Source organism: Methanothermobacter tenebrarum (assembly GCF_003264935.1).
Classification (GTDB): Archaea; Methanobacteriota; Methanobacteria; order Methanobacteriales; family DSM-23052; genus Methanothermobacter_A; species Methanothermobacter_A tenebrarum_A.
The window spans coordinates 105,623-121,675 of the sequence record NZ_QLOE01000003.1; the positions used below are offsets into that span (position 1 = coordinate 105,623).

The following is a 16,053-nucleotide window of genomic DNA, read 5'->3' on the forward strand; positions in this document are numbered from 1 at the left end:
TTTAACATGTTACGTGGATTATGGCGGCCACTTTTTTACCGGTTTCTATTAGGCTGTTGTATTCTTTTATGGCTTTACATGTTGGTAATTTTATGATTTTGGTTTTTATGCTGATTTCTCCAAGTTTCAGGACTCCATGGACTCCTGATCCAACTATTATAATGTCTGGGTTTTCATCGAGTAACTGTTGGATTTCCTCTTGTGCTAGGGTGTGTGAGGTGCCATATTTTTTCCTTGAAATTTCCTTTCTTCGTGGTGTTATGGTCCCGTCTACATGCACTATAATGTCATGTTTGTATTCTTTTCCATTGTATTTCACACTTCCAAATTTGCAATCTTGGAACTTCATCTCTCTATTCTCCTGCATTTGAATATTACAGTTCCACCGTTTGTATATGGTTCTCCGGGATCTACACATTGCATGTAAGCATTTTCAGGGTCATTTTCTTTAGTTAGTCCAAGTTCCACGGGACACCAGTTCCTCTCAAGGATGGTTGTATAATGGAGTATGGTGGAAAGTGCGTGAGTACAAAGTGCATCTGTCTCCTCTAGGAGTATTTCAGGGTCATCCACCACAATCTTGTCACCTTCTTTATAAACTGGACATTCCCCTTTTATCCTATGAACCGTGATCTCCAACATATAAATTCCCCCAAACATACTTTTTAACATGGAAAATATAAATGAGTTTAGATTAGGACTCTCAGGGAACCTTTAGAGGTACCACCACAATTTAAAGGAATACAATTTTTTCAATTCATCCTTAAGTGTAAGTGGATGAACTTTTACTCGATCCTAGGAAGGAGATTATAATCTATGACAAGTCCCAACTAGAATAAAGGGTGGTTATCAGCTTCTTGTGTTAATGAAAATTGGCTGCTATTTTTTCTTTAGGATTTCCATGAGTTTATGGTTGTATTCTTCGATCCTTTCAAGCCGTCTTTGTAGTTCATCAATTCTTTTTCTGGTACTTTCTTTCCTCTAGGAGCTTTTCGCGTTCCTCTCTCATTTTTTCGATGAGCGTTGAGGTTGCGGATGCTGTTATAAGACTTGTAATTACAATTGCACTTAACATTGCCAGAAAACTGGTTAGGCGACCTAGTATGGTCACTGGGGTGATTTCACCATAGCCGACTGTTGTAAGCGTCTGGAGCACATACCATAAGGAATCTTCATAGGTATTAACAGCTGGATTGACAGGAGCCTCTTCTATAAAGAATATGATTGTGAATATGATTAAAAGGGGATATGAAAAGGGTCAATCCATAACTTAACTTGCTCTTTTTAACAAATCCAATGACAGATGCGCTAAGTTCCTTTATAGCGAAAAATAACCCGAAAACTTTCAATAAATTCAATAATTTAAGAATTAATGAGGCTGGTTCAAGGCCCAGAAGATCTATGCCAATAAAATAGAATGGGATGGAGACAACGAGGGTTTTCCAGTTGATTTTATGTTTCAAACGGAATGGGTATACGATGGCTAGAACAATGCTTGTAACAAGGTCGAAGATGATGATGGTGGAGAAGGTTATATGTTTTAAGGGTAGGGGTATGCTTATTAGTATGAAGAATCCGTCGAGGATTATTGGGGCGAGTATGAACACTTGTAAGAATAGGCTAATCTTTTTCCGTGTTTTTTTCCATTTTCACGTCCCGTAGGATATTTGCGGTTAACTCTAAAGTGGTATTTGACTTTTGCAGATTTTCTTTGAGGAATTTCCCCTGGTTATTATGTTTTTTTGAGAATTTCGTCGGGTTTTAGTATGCTGATGCCTGTGTTATCCCCTACTACTTCTATTTGTATTATCCATTTTGGATTGTTATCATCCCTTTCAAGGCTTAATTTATCCATTAGAAGCTCTGAAAGGTCTTCTGTTATCTCATCTGGCGTTTTTATATACTTTCTGCCTCTGAGGTCGCATATGACTTTGAATGAGTCTCCAGGTTGGGTTTTCTCTTTTGCAAGTGCAATTGCTTTTTCCAAGATGCTGTCTTTTCTTGTTTTAACCACCACTTCTATGGGCACTACCTTTGATATTACTGTTGTGGGTGAATTTTCAAGAATCTTCACAGCTTCCCTAGGATCCATTGCAAGATCTACCAAGATTACATTAGGGAACTGGCAATCTTTAATGTTGAGTGGAGATTCATAATCTTGTAGTGCGAGTTCAAGTTCTTCCATCCCTACAAGTTCCTCGCCGCCAACTCCACCTTTCTGACCGCACACGGTTACAAGAAGGTTAAAATATTCTGGTATTTTCATTTTCTATCACTCCATGCAAAATTCTTAAAAAAATATCTTCTATGAGTTTTTCTTTTTGGCTAAGGTAAAATTTGCATTTGTTGATCCATTGACAAGCGCCACAGATCTCATCCAAGATTTTGAAATTTATCTTTTCATAAATTAAAGAACGCAATTCATTGTAACATCTAGTTTCTCTCATATTGAGATTCAGGTGTCTAATTAGCCTCTGATCCTTGGCCTTTAGGTTTTCATCCCCATCACATTTGCTTTTATTGGGACACATTTTACAAATTTCATCAGTTTCACTTATTATTGTAACTGGGATCCTAGGATACTCTTTTAGAATTCTGATGATATTTCGGAGGTTTTCTGTGAAAATCTTATCATATCCATACCCTTGGAATCCCTCCATACATAGAAGATGGTGTGCTCTTATCTGAAGTTCGGGGCAATCACCATCCTGTTTTGATGTCAACTTCTTCACCATAGGGTTCCTTGGGTGTTATAGCCTTTGTGAGTGCGGAAGCTCCCATAATTTTGAATATATCCCCGACGATGAATGGTAGAAGACCCATGACAAGGAGCTCCCATATTGTTGGAATGACTCCCTTTACTGTGTACACCCAGAAACCTAGAACGAGGAGTCCGGGTACATATATTAGGATGAAGTTTGCAAAGAGCATTAGACCAAACATCGGGATGAAATTCCGAGACTTTACGTATTTGTCAACGAAGTGGCCTAGGAAAAGCGCTGCTATTATAAAACCTATCAAGTATCCTCCACTAGCCCCCAGTAGGATGCTGTAACCGCCTTTCATTCCTGCGAACCATGGTATTCCGCTGATGCCCAATAATACATAGAGTAGTTGGCTGAAACCACCCCAATATCTTCCCAGGAGTATTCCCGAAATTAGAACAGAGAATGTTTGGGCTGTTATGGGTACTGGTGTCCATGGGAGTGGGATTACAATCTGGGCCATTAAACCTGTTAGACATGCCATGAAAAATGCCATGATAGATTTATTAACGAAGGATTGGCTGTTCCTCCATCTGAATAACATGTAACGTTTCCTGTAATAATTTTCCAAGTTCACGTTAAGTCCTCCAATGGGAACTGTCAAGTGATCTATTTCATGATTAGCTTTTATAAAATTTTTCCCCCCATATTTCATGAAATTTAACCTCTCCCATCCAACAAGTGTAATAGTATTATATAACTCGAGTATGAAATCTTTCTCAATGTTTCTGCCCTTATCGGAAATTTTATATAGGATGTGTGTAGGGAGATGGGACAGCCCAGGGGAGCCTATTGGAGATTATGACCCTCCCATGAAATCCTTTGAATGGGGGATGACAAGGGTGCGAACCCCCCTTTTTGGAAAAGCAGGAAAACTCATCCCTGGGATGGGATATTACTATTAAGTTTCAAAAAAAGGTTTTTTGGCGTTTATTTTATTTTTTTGAGTAGTTTTTCTATAAGCTCTAGTATTTTTTCATCTGCTAACCTGTAATGTATCCATATACCCTCTTTTCTCCATTTAAGAATCCCAACATTTTTTAGGATGGCTAAGTGATGGGATATTGTCGGTTGGGGCCTTTTAAGGGCTTCTATTATTTCACATACGCAACGTTCCCCATGTTGGAGAAGGTATACTATTTTAAGCCTTGTAGGATCGGCCAACGCTTTTATAATGGAGGCATTCTTTTCAAGCGTTTCATCATCCGGGATTTTTGACAAAATCGCCTTAAGTTCTTTGATCTGTTCATTAGTCGGCCTTTTAGTATCGGATTTCATTTTAACTCTCTATTTCTTTTTTTTTGAACGAACCACGAGCACTGGGACTCGTGCGTTTCTCACCACTTTTTCGGACACGCTTCCAAGCACGAATCTCTCAAGGGCGTGTTTTCCTGAAACTCCAACAACGATAAGATCAACATTTTCGTCTTCAGCGACTCTGAGGATTGAATCTGCAGCTTTTCCTTCAACATTCTTCAAGACAAATTTTATAGGGGACCCTCTCTCCTTTATCATCTCCTCAACATCCTGGAGGGCCTTTTCTGATTCTTCTTTGAAGAGTTGGATCACTTTACGCGTTAGGTCTTCAACTGGAAGTTTTTCAACCGGGTATGTTTCAGTCACTGTTAGGACTATTAACTCTGCATTATTCTGTTCAGCGATTTTAATAGCATGTTCTGCAGCGACCTTGGAACATTTAGATCCATCGGTGGCTAATAATATTTTCTTGTACATAATTTTTTACCTCCCTATATTCTGTATGGTATGTTTGCTTCGTGTAGTTTTACAGAGGCTGTGAGGAAGATTATGATAGAGATGATTATGGCGAGTATGTCAATGTTTATGGGATATGCATGGGTTCCTTGCATTGAATATCTTATAATATCCATGGTGTAGGTTAGTGGCGAGAATAGGGCTATGTAGCTTCCCCAGCCCATCCTTTCTATTGGTATGAATATGCCACTTATAAATACTAGGGGGAATTTGATTAAAGATGATAACATCATGATATTAGATGGAAGATTTGTTCTTGGGGTTGATAATAGCGTTCCAAGCGCTGAAAAACATATAGAAGCCAATATTATCCCCAAGATTAAAGTTAGCGGATCCATGATTGTTACATTCGTGGCTAATGCTAATATTATGGGTATGATGGTTATCATGAAACTGAAGCAAATAGATGCTAATAAGTCGCCGAATATTAACGCGTAGATTGAAATTGGGGATGCTATGAGTCTTTCTAATGTGTTCATTTGGGCTTCCCAGGGCATTATTACTGGGGATACTGATGTTGCGGTGAAAAATACTGTCATGGCTGTAAGTCCACTTATAAGGAAACTCCAAGGTAACTGTTTACCCCCAGTTATAAAGGCCAAGAAAAAGAATACTGGTATGAGAACGCCGAATATTATAACTGGCCCTTTCAGATAATATATGAGGATGTTCTTTTTTGTTATGGTCAGCGCACGGTTTAATTGGCCCAATCTATTTCCCTTCTATTATTTTTATGAAGACCTCTTCTAGTGAGGGTGTGAGAGTATTTAATGATTTTATCTGGAGATTATTTTCCATTGCAAATTTACCTATCTTCCATATAGTATCAGTCATGTCTTCAGATTCTATTATGAAACTTTTATCTTTTCTACGGATTATGCTGACAAACTTTTTTAGTTTTTCAAGGTCGGGTTTTTCTTCGAATATTACCTCAATCTCTTTCATTTCTTCTGTTATCTCCTTAAGGAATCTTGGTTTGTCTATTGCCGCGATTTTTCCCTTGTTTATTATGGCTATCCTGTCGCAGAGTTTTTCGGCCTCCCACATGTTATGGGTTGTCAGGAAGATTGTTTTACCTTCCTCTTTTATCTTTTTAAGTTTCTCTATTATTTTTATGCTGCTTTGAACATCAAGGCCGCTTGTGGGCTCGTCAAGAAATAAAATTAGAGGGTTGTGTAGAAGTGCCATGCAGAGTATTAGCCGCTGTTTCATCCCCTTAGAATAGCCTTTAACCTTGTAGTTTCTTCTATTGTAAATGTCGAAATCTTCTAGGAGTTCTTTTGAGCGTCTGGTAGCCTTTTCCTTGGGCATGTCATAGAGTCCGGCGGTGAGCATCATATTTTCCCAGCCTGTGATATCTATGTATGCGTTGGAGGTTTCTGGGACAACTCCTATCTTTTCTTTAACTTTTATAGGATCTTTTATCATATCATGGCCTAGGATGTTTATCTGGCCATTATCTGGTTTTATTATGCCTGTTAACATCCTTACGGTGGTGGTTTTACCGGCTCCGTTGGGTCCGAGGAACCCGAATATTTCACCTTCTTTGACGTTGAAGCTTATATTGTCTACTGCTTGGATGTCCCCGAACTTTTTGCTGAGACCTTTAACTTCTATTACCATAATCTTATCCTTTTAATTGTTTGAAGATGGCATTTAGCTTGTTCTTGTAAATGGATTTTATTTCAGCCTCACTTTCACCTAGAGGTTTTACTGGTATAAGGTCTAGGATTTCATCTCTTTTGAGTTGGGAATGATAAAGGACGTCAACTGCTCCTTTCACCATCTTTTCTATGGCCTTTTTAGCCTCATCAGTATCCATTCCAAAGGATTTGGCTAACTTTTCAAGTTCTATGAGTTGGAACCAGAAATAGGTGGGGCCCATTGCTGTTATAACAGCGTATGCTTCGAGTTTATCCTCGTCGACTTCTGGGAATTCTCCGAGGGGCTCTAAGATTTCTAGTAGTTTCTCTTTTTCTTTTCTTTTTATACTCTTGGAGAATGTGATTGGATTGTATCCTTTGTTGATTATGGAGGGCGCGTTTGGTATTATACGCGCTACTTTCTGGGATCCTGTCTGGTCGCGTATTTGTTTAATGGTCACTTTAGGAGCGAGTGACACTATTATGGAATCGTCTTTTAAGGATCCTTTTATCTCTTGGAGGACGGATCTTATAATGGGAGGATGAACAGCTAAGAATATTATGTCCGCATCTGCTGCTTTCCTATTATCTGTTCCAGTACTTATCGGGAACCTTTCCAGTCTCTTCAAGGCCTTTTCATCTTTGTCATAGACTGATATACTCTCTGGTAGACTGTCAGCCCTTTTAAGCCCATCTAGGATTATTCTTACAATCCTTCCTCCTCCAATGAATGCGATCTTCATATTTATCGGCCCAATTTCTTTTGACAATCATAGCAGTATTCTGTGTCCCTGTTTGTCCTGAACACTTTCCCGCATCCTTTACATACCACTTTTTTTAGGGTTGAAGCTTTCTTTTCCAAGATTCCTGTCATGCATGCGCAGCCGCCAGTTGTCATGGCTTTGATTTTGGCTTCGAAACCTTTCTCTTCTTTTGCCATTAATATCACCACCATTAGGATAGGAGGTTTTTTATCTCCTCTTTTGACGCTATTCTACCCATGACTTTAATTTCACCATCTATTGCGAGCGCTGGGAGGGCTGTTATACCAGATTCTAATATCGCGTCAATGTCGTCTATTTTTTCGATTTCTGCTTCGATTCCAAGCTCTTTTACAGCTTCTTTGGTGTTTTTTTCAAGTATTTCACAGTTTGCGCATCCAACTCCATAAATTCTTAATTTCATCTCTTATTCACCTCTATAATATGAAATTGAATATGTAACCAGTTATTGTTATGGAAATTGCAAGTATTGCTATGAATAGAGCGAGTAGTCTTGGTTTCATAACCTTCCTTAATATTATCATCTCTGGGAGTGAAAGTGCAGTTATTGACATCATAAGTGCTAGTGCTGTTCCAATGGCCATGCCTTTTTCGATGAGGGCTGATATTAATGGTATGGTTCCTGCTGCATTTGAATATAATGGTACTCCTATTAGAACGGCTACAGGGACCGCTAGGAAGTTTTCTTGACCGGCATATTTTATGAGGAAGTCTTGTGGCACGTATCCGTGGATCCATGCGCCTATAGCGATTGCTATGATAATATAGAGTGTTACTCTTCGTAGTATGTCTTTTGTTTCGTTTTTTGCTATGATGTATCTTTCCTTCAAAGTGGGGTCTGGTGTTTCAATGTTTGGATTTCCAAGTTTCTTCAGCTTTTCGAGCGTTTCATAGACATAATCTTCGAGTTGGTTTTCTAATCTTAATTCTCCTATTATTATGCCGCCGATTATGGCTATTATCAAACCTGATATTATGTATATGGCTGTTATTTCCCAGCCGAATAAACCTAGGAGGAGTATTATTGCTATTTCGTTTATTAGGGGTGATGATATGAGGAATGAGAATGTTGCGCCGAGTGGTACTCCTGCTTCGACGAACCCGATGAATAGTGGTACTGCTGAGCATGAACAGAATGGTGTTATTATTCCTACAAGGGCTGCTGCTATATTCCCTGTATATTTATGCCTCTTTTCCAAGGTTTCTTTAACCTTATGTGGTGGTATATATGTTCTGATAAATGATATGGCGAATATTAGGACTGTGAGGAGTATGAGTATTTTTGTCGTGTCATAGATAAAGAAGTTCACAGCACTTCCAAGGTGTGATGAAGGTTCAAGTCCGAGGAGATTGTATGTTATGTAATCGGCGAGTTCTTGCAGCACCACAAAAAATACCTCCATTAATATATTCAAATTTATTGATATATATGTGTGGTATAAAACTTACTATATTATAGTATATAAAACTTATCCCCTAACTGGAAGATTAATTTTTTTACAGTGGAAGTATGGTTTTTATAGGAGTTTGGCCTTGTCATAAAGGTTTTTTAGTGTTACCATGTCTACGCTTGTATAGATTTGTGTTGTTGACAGGTTGGAGTGTCCGAGGAGTTGTTGTATGGCTCTTATGTCAACACCGTTTTTTAGGAGGTGTGTTGCGAATGAATGTCTTAGTATGTGCGGTGTCACTTTTTTCTTGATCCCTGCCTTTTTCGCATAATTTTTTATGGTTATCTGGACATAGCGTGCTGTTAGTGGTTTGCCGAAGCGGTTTATGAATAGGTATTCGCTTTCATGGATTCTCTCATTGAGGTAGTCTTTGATTAGTTTTTTTGTTTTTTGGTCGAATAGTACTATGCGGTCTTTGTTACCTTTACCCCTTATGCGTATTGTCCTATCTTTAAGGTCTATGTCATTTACTTTGAGGGATACAAGTTCCGAGACTCTTAATCCTGAAGAATAAAGTAGTGAGAGTATGAGTTTGTCTCGTGTTTTTGTAAATTTTTGCTGTTTTGAGTCGCTTATGGCCTGCACAGCATCTATTAGTTTTTTCACTTCATCTTCGTTCAGTGATTTTGGGAGTGATTTTGCCCTTTTTGGGGTTTTAATATCTTTTAGGTGCTCCATTTTGTGGAATTCGAAGAATTTTTTAACAACTATAGTTACAAGGTATATGTAATTTTGGGATACTTTTTTCTCCCTTTTCAGATATCTTATATATTTCTTGAATGATCTTAGAATGTTTTTATCCGACCCTTCTTCAATTAAGAACCTGTAAAAATTGTCTATGATGGATTTATAAGTTTTTATGGTGTTTGGGGAATAATTTCTAATTTCTAGGTCGATTAGATAGTCTTCTATCATTTCAGGGAAGTCTTTGAGGATATTTTGTGGGCCACTTCTAGTTTCCATATTCAAGTTCCCCTTTATCTGTGTGGACCCAGTTTAGAAATTACATGTAGCTTCTGTCTATGTTTTCATGGTGTTCTGGGAATTTGCGTATGTGTTGGGAACTTGTGAGATCTTTTTGGAGTGCGTTCTCATAGCTTTTGTATTTTTTTATTATCTGTTCTTCTACTGGGATGGCTTTTTTTATGGCGGCTTGTACATGTTTGCTTGTTATGTATTCGCTTCCTTCCATTACTGCAAGGTCTCCTGCCATTCTCACAACTCCCCCAAGGTCTCTGAGTCTGAGTGTTAATGAATCTTCCATGTCGTCAATGACCCTTGCACGTTTCCTTGCTTCCTCTATTATGAGCTCTATTGCGTCTACTTTTGCAGGGGGTATTTTGCCATCTATTTCTATTTCTTGTGCTACGAATTGTGCTAGTTTTGCCCTGTTCTCTGGGGTGTCTGGCATTGTTGTGTTCATGAGTATCTCATAGCCTTCACCTTGTATCCTTGACCTGAGGGGTGGTAATATGTATTGTAAGTCTATGATGTTGCATGCACCTATAAATATGAAGTCGCATGGGACATTTTCAACTCTAACGGAGCTCCCGGCACTTTGGGGGTTTCTTCCGATGATTGGGAATGTCTTGTCTTGCATTGCACTTAATATGTATCTTTGTAGGCTTGCAATGTGGACTATTTCGTCTATGAATAGTACTCCTTCGTGTGCTTCATGTATTGCTCCTGGTACTACCCTCTCGTAGGGTTGTGATCCAAGGTCTGGGTGTCCCCCGTAGGGGTCGTGTCTCACATCTCCTAGGAGTTCTGTTTCACTGGCTCCTGTTGCTTGGATGAATGTTTTCCGCTCTAATGGGACTATTACGTTTCTTGGCTTTTCTTCCACCATCTGTCTTCTCTTTTCTAATGCTCTTTGGTCGAGCACCTTTATTTCGTCTCCGCCCACTCTTTCGTAGATGACTACTTCTTCTACACCATTTATTATCCTTGTTGTTGTAACTCTCTTTTGGGGGACTTTGAGGTTGTTGGAATTCATCTCGAACATTCCCAGCAAATCCCCGAGGTGTTTTCGTCTAGCGTTGATGTGGGCGAATTTTTCCCCTCCACACTTGGGGCATATGCTGGTATATGCGCTACTATATTCGCCACAGTGGACGCACTTGAACCCAAGCCTCTCAGCCACAGCATCTGGAGCGCTTTGAGGGTCTATTAACTCCCCTTCGGCCATTTCCATTTCTAATAGTTCGTTTTCTATCTCTTTCCGGGTTTTAATTTCTACGAATGGTCTTTCGGGTTGTTCTGGGTTGTGTACGACTATTATCTCCTCAGATGGTTTGGGTAGATGGTATGAGATTGCCTGTGCAAGGAGTGATTTACCTATGCCCGGGGGGCCGACGAGTAATAGGTTTCTTTTCTGTTTCGCGGCAATTTTAATCATTGGCATTATATTGTCGTGGCCTATAACTCTCTCTAGGGGATCTTCTGGTATTTTTATATCCTCTGTACTTTCAATATCATCTAGGGTTTCCTTCCGCATGTCAACATACATTTTAAATCCTTCAATTATTTGTTATTATCTTGATGTTTTGGGGTTTTTTCGCGACTTCGCCACTTCTTATGGCTACTAAATATTTTACTCCCTTCTCATATGATATGTCAACTAAACGTTGTGTTACCACACCATCAAATACTATTGCATATGGGTGGTTGTTGACATTCTTTAATTCGTCGTAAAGGTTTTCGACTCTAACTTCTTTTAGGATGTTAAGGGCGTCATCTAGGATTTCAGCGTTACCTGAGCCTTCTAGTTCTTCGAGGATGTTTTTTAATAATACCATTTTGTCTTCTGTTTTTTTGCTTTTCGCTGGCATGCCTAGTTCGTGGTAGATTTGTTCTACTGGGACCTTGTTTCTGAGGGCGACCATTATTTCGTCTTTTCCGAGTTCTTCTACTTCTTTTCCTTTGGGGGCTCTTGTAACATAGTCTATGTCTGCTACTTGTAGGAGTTCTTTTAGGATGAGTTCTCCGCCCCTGTCACCATCTACGAAGGCCGTTGCTGTTTTTTTGCGGGTGAGTTCTGCGACAGTCTTGGGTATGTTCACGCCTTCGACTGCGATTGCATTTTTTATACCATGTTTTAGGAGGTTTAGGACGTCTGATCTTCCTTCCACGACTAGGATTGCATCTGATGTGGCTACATTGGGGCCTGCGGGCAGTTTCTCCTCACCGTATTCTGTTATTTCATGGACTCTCATGGCCTCTTTGACTTCTTCTATCATCTTGATACTTTCTGGCGCCACTTCTTCCATCATACTGGCATATATTTCCTTTGCACGTTCAACTACTTTTTTTCTTTTCACTGCTCTTACATCTTCGACCTTTGTAACTTGTATGTAGGCTTCGCATGGTCCTACTCTGTTTATGGTTTCTAGTGATGCTGCTAGTATGGCTGTTTCGACTCTGTCTAGGCTTGATGGTATTATTATTTCTCCTTTTGATTTACCGCCTCTTGATGTTATGTTGACTTTGATTCTTCCTATTCTTCCTGTTTTTTGCAATTCTCTAAGGTCTAGGTCGTTGCTTAGTAATCCTTCTGTTTGTCCGAATATTGCGCCTACTACGTCTGGTTTTTCAACAATCCCGTTAGCGTTAATTTGAGCGTGAATAAGGTATTTAGTTGTGCTTATTTCCTCTTTTCCCATAATAATCCTCCCATGAGTTTGTTGGTTGTTAGTAGATGGAGGTTTGGAAATGGTATGGGGAGATCTCCATCTCTAGTCTTTGTATGTATTTGGGAAGACTTTGTATGTCTTTTATGTATTTTCTTGTCATCCCCATTATCCTTCTGCGTATCTGTAAATTCGGGTAACAGCCTAGGCTCTCTAATTCTCTCCGGAGTCTCTTTGCCAGTTGGTTACCCTTCCTATCAAAATCCGTGAGAATTATCACCATTGATGATGATCTGGCAACCGAATCTGCAATTTCGGATAAATTTGATGATGACCCTGAAACTTTTACGAATTTGCCATGAATTCCAAGTTCTTGAAGAGCTTCTTCGTCTCTTTTCCCTTCTATCAGAATTGGTATCCCTTGTTTACTGCAATATCTAAGTTCCTCTAGTTCTTCGTTCAAGCGCTGTAATCTTCCCAGTGTCATGTTAAAACCTTTAATAACCATTAGTATCTATATTATATGATATACTAATATATAAATCTAAATAAATCTAAAGAATAGGCGAGCGCCAATTCCATAGTGGGACTATAAACTTTAAATATCTCCTCAGTTAATAGAGAAAATTAAGGAAAAGGTAATAAAATTTTTTGGAGGAAAATAAGGTGGCGAAAGGGCTTATTAGGATCGTGTTGGACATACTAAAACCCCATGATCCTATAATCCCATATTATGCAATATATTTGAGCAAGCTTAAGGGTGTTGAGGGCGTTAATATAACCCTTATGGAAATTGACAAGGAAACAGAGAACATTAAGGTAACCATACAAGGAAACGACCTAGATTTTGAGGAGATAACAGAGGCCATTGAAAAGTATGGTGGATCAATACACAGTGTAGATGAGGTCGTGGCTGGTAAAGTCATGGTGGAAGAGGTTACAACACCACAGGATTGATCTTATGAAGATAGAGGGTAAAATATCACCTAGGAAACTTCTTGAAAATTTTACTGGTGAAAAAGCTCCCTTTTTTAGATTTTCAACACCCCAAATTTCTGATGCTCTCCATAAGATTTCTGGTTATAATGGTGCTATACATTCCTTGAGACCATTGAATAAGAGGAAAATCTTCGGACCTATAGTAACGGCGAAGACGAAAGATTATGATTGGGGGACGTCAGTTAAAGCCATTGATTGTGCAAGTGAATCAGATGTTATATTTATAATGGCCGAAGGGGATGATAATGCAGTGTGGGGTGAATTAACATCTAAAACCGCTAAGAAAAAAAAGATTGCTGGTACTATCATATATGGGGCTTGTAGGGACCTTGATGCTATTGGCAAATTGGATTTTCCTGTTTTTTCGAAGAAGGTTGTACCAAATGCGGGAAAACCTCTGGCCTTGGGTGAAGTGAATATTGAATTGGAATGTGAAGGTGTGAAGGTCAGGCCTGGGGATTATGTTTTTGGTGATGATTCTGGTATAGTGATAGTCCCCCGAGAACTCCTAGATATTGTAATGGAAGAGGCTTTAAGGATAAAGGATAAGGAATCTGATATAAGAAGGCAAATAGAGGATGGTATCCCACTTTCAAGGATTCTTGGTTTAAAATAACCCTCATGGGAAGTTTAGAGGATGGAAGAGGGTCAAGGCATTTTTGATTATATAAGAGAGCATAAAAAGACTATTATATTATCATTCTTGGTTGTTGCAATTTTAATATTCATTCTAGGTTTATTCGCTGGTTTTAATAAGATACTTTTAGCACTGGAGGGGGTTGATCCGTCTTTTTTGGTTTTGAATTTTGTGTTTGAGGGTATGATACTTGTTTTGTGGACTTTTCGTTGGCGGTTGATACTTAACCTTGTAGATGAGTCTCCTAAGTTTTCTTCTTTATTTTTCATGTTACTTGCAAGCATTTTTGGGAATAATATAACCCCAGGGGCTGCTGGGGGGGAACCTTTGAGGGCTTATCTTCTCTTTGAACTTAGGGGAACGCCCTTTGAGATAGGTTTCGCATCCTCAACCGCGGATAGAGTGTTTGAATTCATACCCTTTGCTATAATATCTTTACTTTCAGCTATTCTCATCATGACATGGGAAGTTTCTATTTGGACTCGTTTCATAGTGAGTTTCCTTATAATATTTACCATAATAGTTTTTTCAGTGGCGATCTATGCTGGAACTAGGCGGGATGTAGCCCAGAGGATAGTTTTGAGTATAATGAAGTCTGTTTTACCTTTCATTAGGAATATAACTCGTAGAAGATTTGAATTTGGAAATTTGAAGGATAGAATAATCTTTTATGTTAATAGGTTTAGTAGTGGATTTTCAATGGCATTAACTGACAGAAGGGTGTTAGTAATAGGTTTTTTACTTTCCTTGATTATGTGGTTTCTTGATTTAACTCGTATTTATATTTGTTTTCAGGCTATCGGCGTGGAGCCTCCGATAGCTCCATTGATTATAATCTATACTGTGGGGATTTTAATATCACTTTTACCATTACTTCCAGGTTCTCTTGGATTGAGGGAGGGTATACTTGTCGCCCTTTTTGCGGTTACTGGTATATCGGCGGATTATGTGATGGCAGCGAGTGTTATTGATAGGTTAGCCAGTTACATAACCCCGACTTTTTTCGGTTTTATCGCTGCAGTATATTATGGGAGAATTATCATAAGAAATCATCAAAGAATTTGAATAGGAGTTTTTTTAGGCGTGGCCACTATTCAAAAATTACCGAAAAATTTATATATAACCACTTTAAGATTATAATATATAAAATTTTCGGTTATAATTATGAGAGTGCTTGGGAAAATTTCACACGTTTCTAAACGAGGTAATATCATAGCACGTTCAAGGAGCACACCACCCTTCAGAGCCAAGGTCTTCACATCAGAAGGCCAACTGCTTGGTAAAGTCCACGATGTCTTCGGCCCGACAAAAATGCCATATATTCTAATAAAACCAGTTCGTGCAATAAATTCGAAAAAAATTGAGAAACGAGTTGGAGAAAATTTATATATAGAAAGAGAATGGGGGCGAAAAAAACGAAAAAGGAAAAAATGAAAACGAAAAGGGAGATTTCAAGGATTGAAAAGGAAACAAGATGCCCAGAATGCGGATCCGAAGACCTTAGAGGAGACTATGAAAGAGCCGAGATAGTATGCGGAAAATGTGGATTAGTCATAGACGATAACCTCCTAGACATGGGCCCAGAATGGAGAGCATTCGACCATGAACAACGCGACAAACGCACGAGAGTAGGAGCACCTCTAACCTATACAATACACGATAAGGGCCTGTCAACAATGATAGATTGGAGAAACAAGGACATTTATGGTAGAGACATACCAGCAAGGAACAGGGCTCAATGGTACAGGCTAAGAAAATGGCAGAGAAAAATCAGAATCTCTGGCGCTACAGAGAGAAACTTAGCATATGCTCTGAGCGAATTGGATCGTGATTCTTCAAATCTTGGACTTCCAAGGAGCGTGAGGGAAGCTGCATCAATGATATATAGGAAGGCGGTTGAAAACAAACTTATAAGGGGTAGAAGTATCGAAGGAGTGGTTGCAGCATCACTTTATGCCGCATGTAGAAGATGCAATGTTCCAAGGACGCTCGACGAGATCGCGGAGATTTCAAGAGTGAGTAAAAAGGAAGTCGGCCGCACTTACAGGTTCCTAACACGTGAATTAAACATTAAATTGCCTCCAACATCACCTGTAGATTATGTGCCAAGATTCGCAACAGAATTAGGATTATCAGGGGAAGTCCAATCAAAGGCCATTGAAATAATCGAAAAGGCCATGGAAAAGGGTCTGACATCTGGTAGAGGCCCAACTGGGGTTGCTGCAGCAGCACTTTACATAGCATCAGTACTCCTTGGTGAAAGGAAAACACAGAGGGATGTTGCAGAAGTTGCAGGTGTAACCGAGGTAACAATAAGAAACAGGTATAAAGAATTGACAGAACAATTGGATATGGGTGTGACCTTGTAAAATAT

At 39.1% G+C, this 16,053-nt stretch carries 24 protein-coding genes; 5 read left to right on the top strand and 19 right to left on the bottom strand.

The genetic code is table 11. From position 1 onward, the window contains the following. Position 1 precedes the first annotated feature (1 nt). The 19 genes from DPC56_RS03300 to DPC56_RS03390 form a co-directional block, all read right to left on the bottom strand. Positions 2-367 (bottom strand): Mth938-like domain-containing protein, encoded by a 366-nt coding sequence (locus DPC56_RS03300; protein ID WP_245923857.1) that lies wholly within the window; start codon positions 365-367, stop codon positions 2-4. Continuing rightward, on the bottom strand, positions 346-642 hold the full coding sequence (locus DPC56_RS03305; RefSeq protein ID WP_112093639.1) for a TIGR04076 family protein: 297 nt from the start codon (positions 640-642) through the stop codon (positions 346-348). The genes DPC56_RS03300 and DPC56_RS03305 overlap by 22 nt, the downstream gene beginning before the upstream one ends. A gap of 310 nt (positions 643-952) precedes the next feature. Then, complete coding sequence (locus DPC56_RS03310; RefSeq protein WP_112093640.1) at positions 953-1,237, bottom strand: potassium channel family protein; 285 nt, start codon at positions 1,235-1,237, stop codon at positions 953-955. Then, positions 1,182-1,607 carry a hypothetical protein gene (locus tag DPC56_RS08170; RefSeq protein WP_112093641.1) on the bottom strand — a complete coding sequence of 142 codons (426 nt, stop codon included), beginning with the start codon at positions 1,605-1,607 and terminating at the stop codon, positions 1,182-1,184. Before DPC56_RS08170 ends, DPC56_RS03310 begins: the two co-directional genes overlap by 56 nt. 125 nt (positions 1,608-1,732) lie before the next feature. After that, a complete protein-coding gene (locus tag DPC56_RS03320; RefSeq protein ID WP_112093642.1) occupies positions 1,733-2,266 on the bottom strand; it encodes a THUMP domain-containing protein in 534 nt (177 codons plus the stop codon). Further along, positions 2,244-2,723 carry a DUF1284 domain-containing protein gene (locus tag DPC56_RS03325; RefSeq protein ID WP_181454369.1) on the bottom strand — a complete coding sequence of 160 codons (480 nt, stop codon included), beginning with the start codon at positions 2,721-2,723 and terminating at the stop codon, positions 2,244-2,246. Before DPC56_RS03325 ends, DPC56_RS03320 begins: the two co-directional genes overlap by 23 nt. Next, a complete protein-coding gene (locus DPC56_RS03330; protein ID WP_181454379.1) occupies positions 2,701-3,342 on the bottom strand; it encodes a biotin transporter BioY in 642 nt (213 codons plus the stop codon). Before DPC56_RS03330 ends, DPC56_RS03325 begins: the two co-directional genes overlap by 23 nt. Before the next feature lie 353 nt (positions 3,343-3,695). After that, the gene (locus tag DPC56_RS03335; RefSeq protein WP_112093645.1) at positions 3,696-4,043 is read right to left on the bottom strand and encodes an ArsR/SmtB family transcription factor; all 348 of its coding nucleotides are present in this window, start codon (positions 4,041-4,043) and stop codon (positions 3,696-3,698) included. A gap of 9 nt (positions 4,044-4,052) precedes the next feature. Further along, positions 4,053-4,499, bottom strand: coding sequence for a universal stress protein (locus DPC56_RS03340; RefSeq protein ID WP_112093646.1), 447 nt, complete (start codon positions 4,497-4,499; stop codon positions 4,053-4,055). A 14-nt stretch (positions 4,500-4,513) separates the two neighbouring features. Continuing rightward, entirely contained in the window at positions 4,514-5,248 is a 735-nt protein-coding gene (locus tag DPC56_RS03345; RefSeq protein WP_112093647.1) for an ABC transporter permease, read from the bottom strand. Between the two features lies 1 nt (position 5,249). Further along, positions 5,250-6,161: an ATP-binding cassette domain-containing protein gene (locus DPC56_RS03350; RefSeq protein WP_181454370.1), complete on the bottom strand. Its 912-nt coding sequence runs from the start codon at positions 6,159-6,161 to the stop codon at positions 5,250-5,252. 4 nt (positions 6,162-6,165) lie between these two features. Further along, positions 6,166-6,924, bottom strand: coding sequence for a pyrroline-5-carboxylate reductase family protein (locus DPC56_RS03355; RefSeq protein WP_112093649.1), 759 nt, complete (start codon positions 6,922-6,924; stop codon positions 6,166-6,168). 2 nt (positions 6,925-6,926) lie between these two features. Next, complete coding sequence (locus DPC56_RS03360; protein WP_112093753.1) at positions 6,927-7,121, bottom strand: hypothetical protein; 195 nt, start codon at positions 7,119-7,121, stop codon at positions 6,927-6,929. A gap of 14 nt (positions 7,122-7,135) precedes the next feature. After that, positions 7,136-7,366 (bottom strand): MTH895/ArsE family thioredoxin-like protein, encoded by a 231-nt coding sequence (locus DPC56_RS03365; protein ID WP_112093650.1) that lies wholly within the window; start codon positions 7,364-7,366, stop codon positions 7,136-7,138. 13 nt (positions 7,367-7,379) lie between these two features. Continuing rightward, positions 7,380-8,351 carry a permease gene (locus DPC56_RS03370; RefSeq protein WP_245923858.1) on the bottom strand — a complete coding sequence of 324 codons (972 nt, stop codon included), beginning with the start codon at positions 8,349-8,351 and terminating at the stop codon, positions 7,380-7,382. Positions 8,352-8,480: 129 nt separating this feature from the next. Next, a complete protein-coding gene (gene xerA, locus DPC56_RS03375; RefSeq protein WP_112093652.1) occupies positions 8,481-9,377 on the bottom strand; it encodes a site-specific tyrosine recombinase/integron integrase in 897 nt (298 codons plus the stop codon). Between the two features lie 40 nt (positions 9,378-9,417). Further along, complete coding sequence (locus DPC56_RS03380) at positions 9,418-10,923, bottom strand: ATP-binding protein (protein ID WP_112093653.1); 1,506 nt, start codon at positions 10,921-10,923, stop codon at positions 9,418-9,420. Between the two features lie 10 nt (positions 10,924-10,933). Beyond that, positions 10,934-12,076 carry a DNA primase DnaG gene (dnaG, locus tag DPC56_RS03385; RefSeq protein ID WP_112093654.1) on the bottom strand — a complete coding sequence of 381 codons (1,143 nt, stop codon included), beginning with the start codon at positions 12,074-12,076 and terminating at the stop codon, positions 10,934-10,936. 28 nt (positions 12,077-12,104) lie between these two features. Further along, entirely contained in the window at positions 12,105-12,551 is a 447-nt protein-coding gene (locus DPC56_RS03390; protein ID WP_245923859.1) for a toprim domain-containing protein, read from the bottom strand. A 158-nt stretch (positions 12,552-12,709) separates the two neighbouring features. Between DPC56_RS03390 and DPC56_RS03395 the strand changes: the two genes are divergently transcribed. From DPC56_RS03395 to DPC56_RS03415, 5 genes are all read left to right on the top strand, one after another. Next, a complete protein-coding gene (locus DPC56_RS03395; RefSeq protein WP_112093656.1) occupies positions 12,710-13,000 on the top strand; it encodes a DUF211 domain-containing protein in 291 nt (96 codons plus the stop codon). A 4-nt stretch (positions 13,001-13,004) separates the two neighbouring features. Then, positions 13,005-13,658 (top strand): RraA family protein, encoded by a 654-nt coding sequence (locus DPC56_RS03400; protein ID WP_112093657.1) that lies wholly within the window; start codon positions 13,005-13,007, stop codon positions 13,656-13,658. Positions 13,659-13,679: 21 nt separating this feature from the next. Continuing rightward, the gene (locus DPC56_RS03405; RefSeq protein WP_112093658.1) at positions 13,680-14,744 is read left to right on the top strand and encodes a UPF0104 family protein; all 1,065 of its coding nucleotides are present in this window, start codon (positions 13,680-13,682) and stop codon (positions 14,742-14,744) included. A gap of 99 nt (positions 14,745-14,843) precedes the next feature. Then, a complete protein-coding gene (locus tag DPC56_RS03410; RefSeq protein ID WP_112093659.1) occupies positions 14,844-15,113 on the top strand; it encodes a Gar1/Naf1 family protein in 270 nt (89 codons plus the stop codon). Next, a complete protein-coding gene (locus DPC56_RS03415) occupies positions 15,110-16,048 on the top strand; it encodes a transcription initiation factor IIB (RefSeq protein WP_181454371.1) in 939 nt (312 codons plus the stop codon). Before DPC56_RS03410 ends, DPC56_RS03415 begins: the two co-directional genes overlap by 4 nt. Positions 16,049-16,053: the final 5 nt, after the last annotated feature.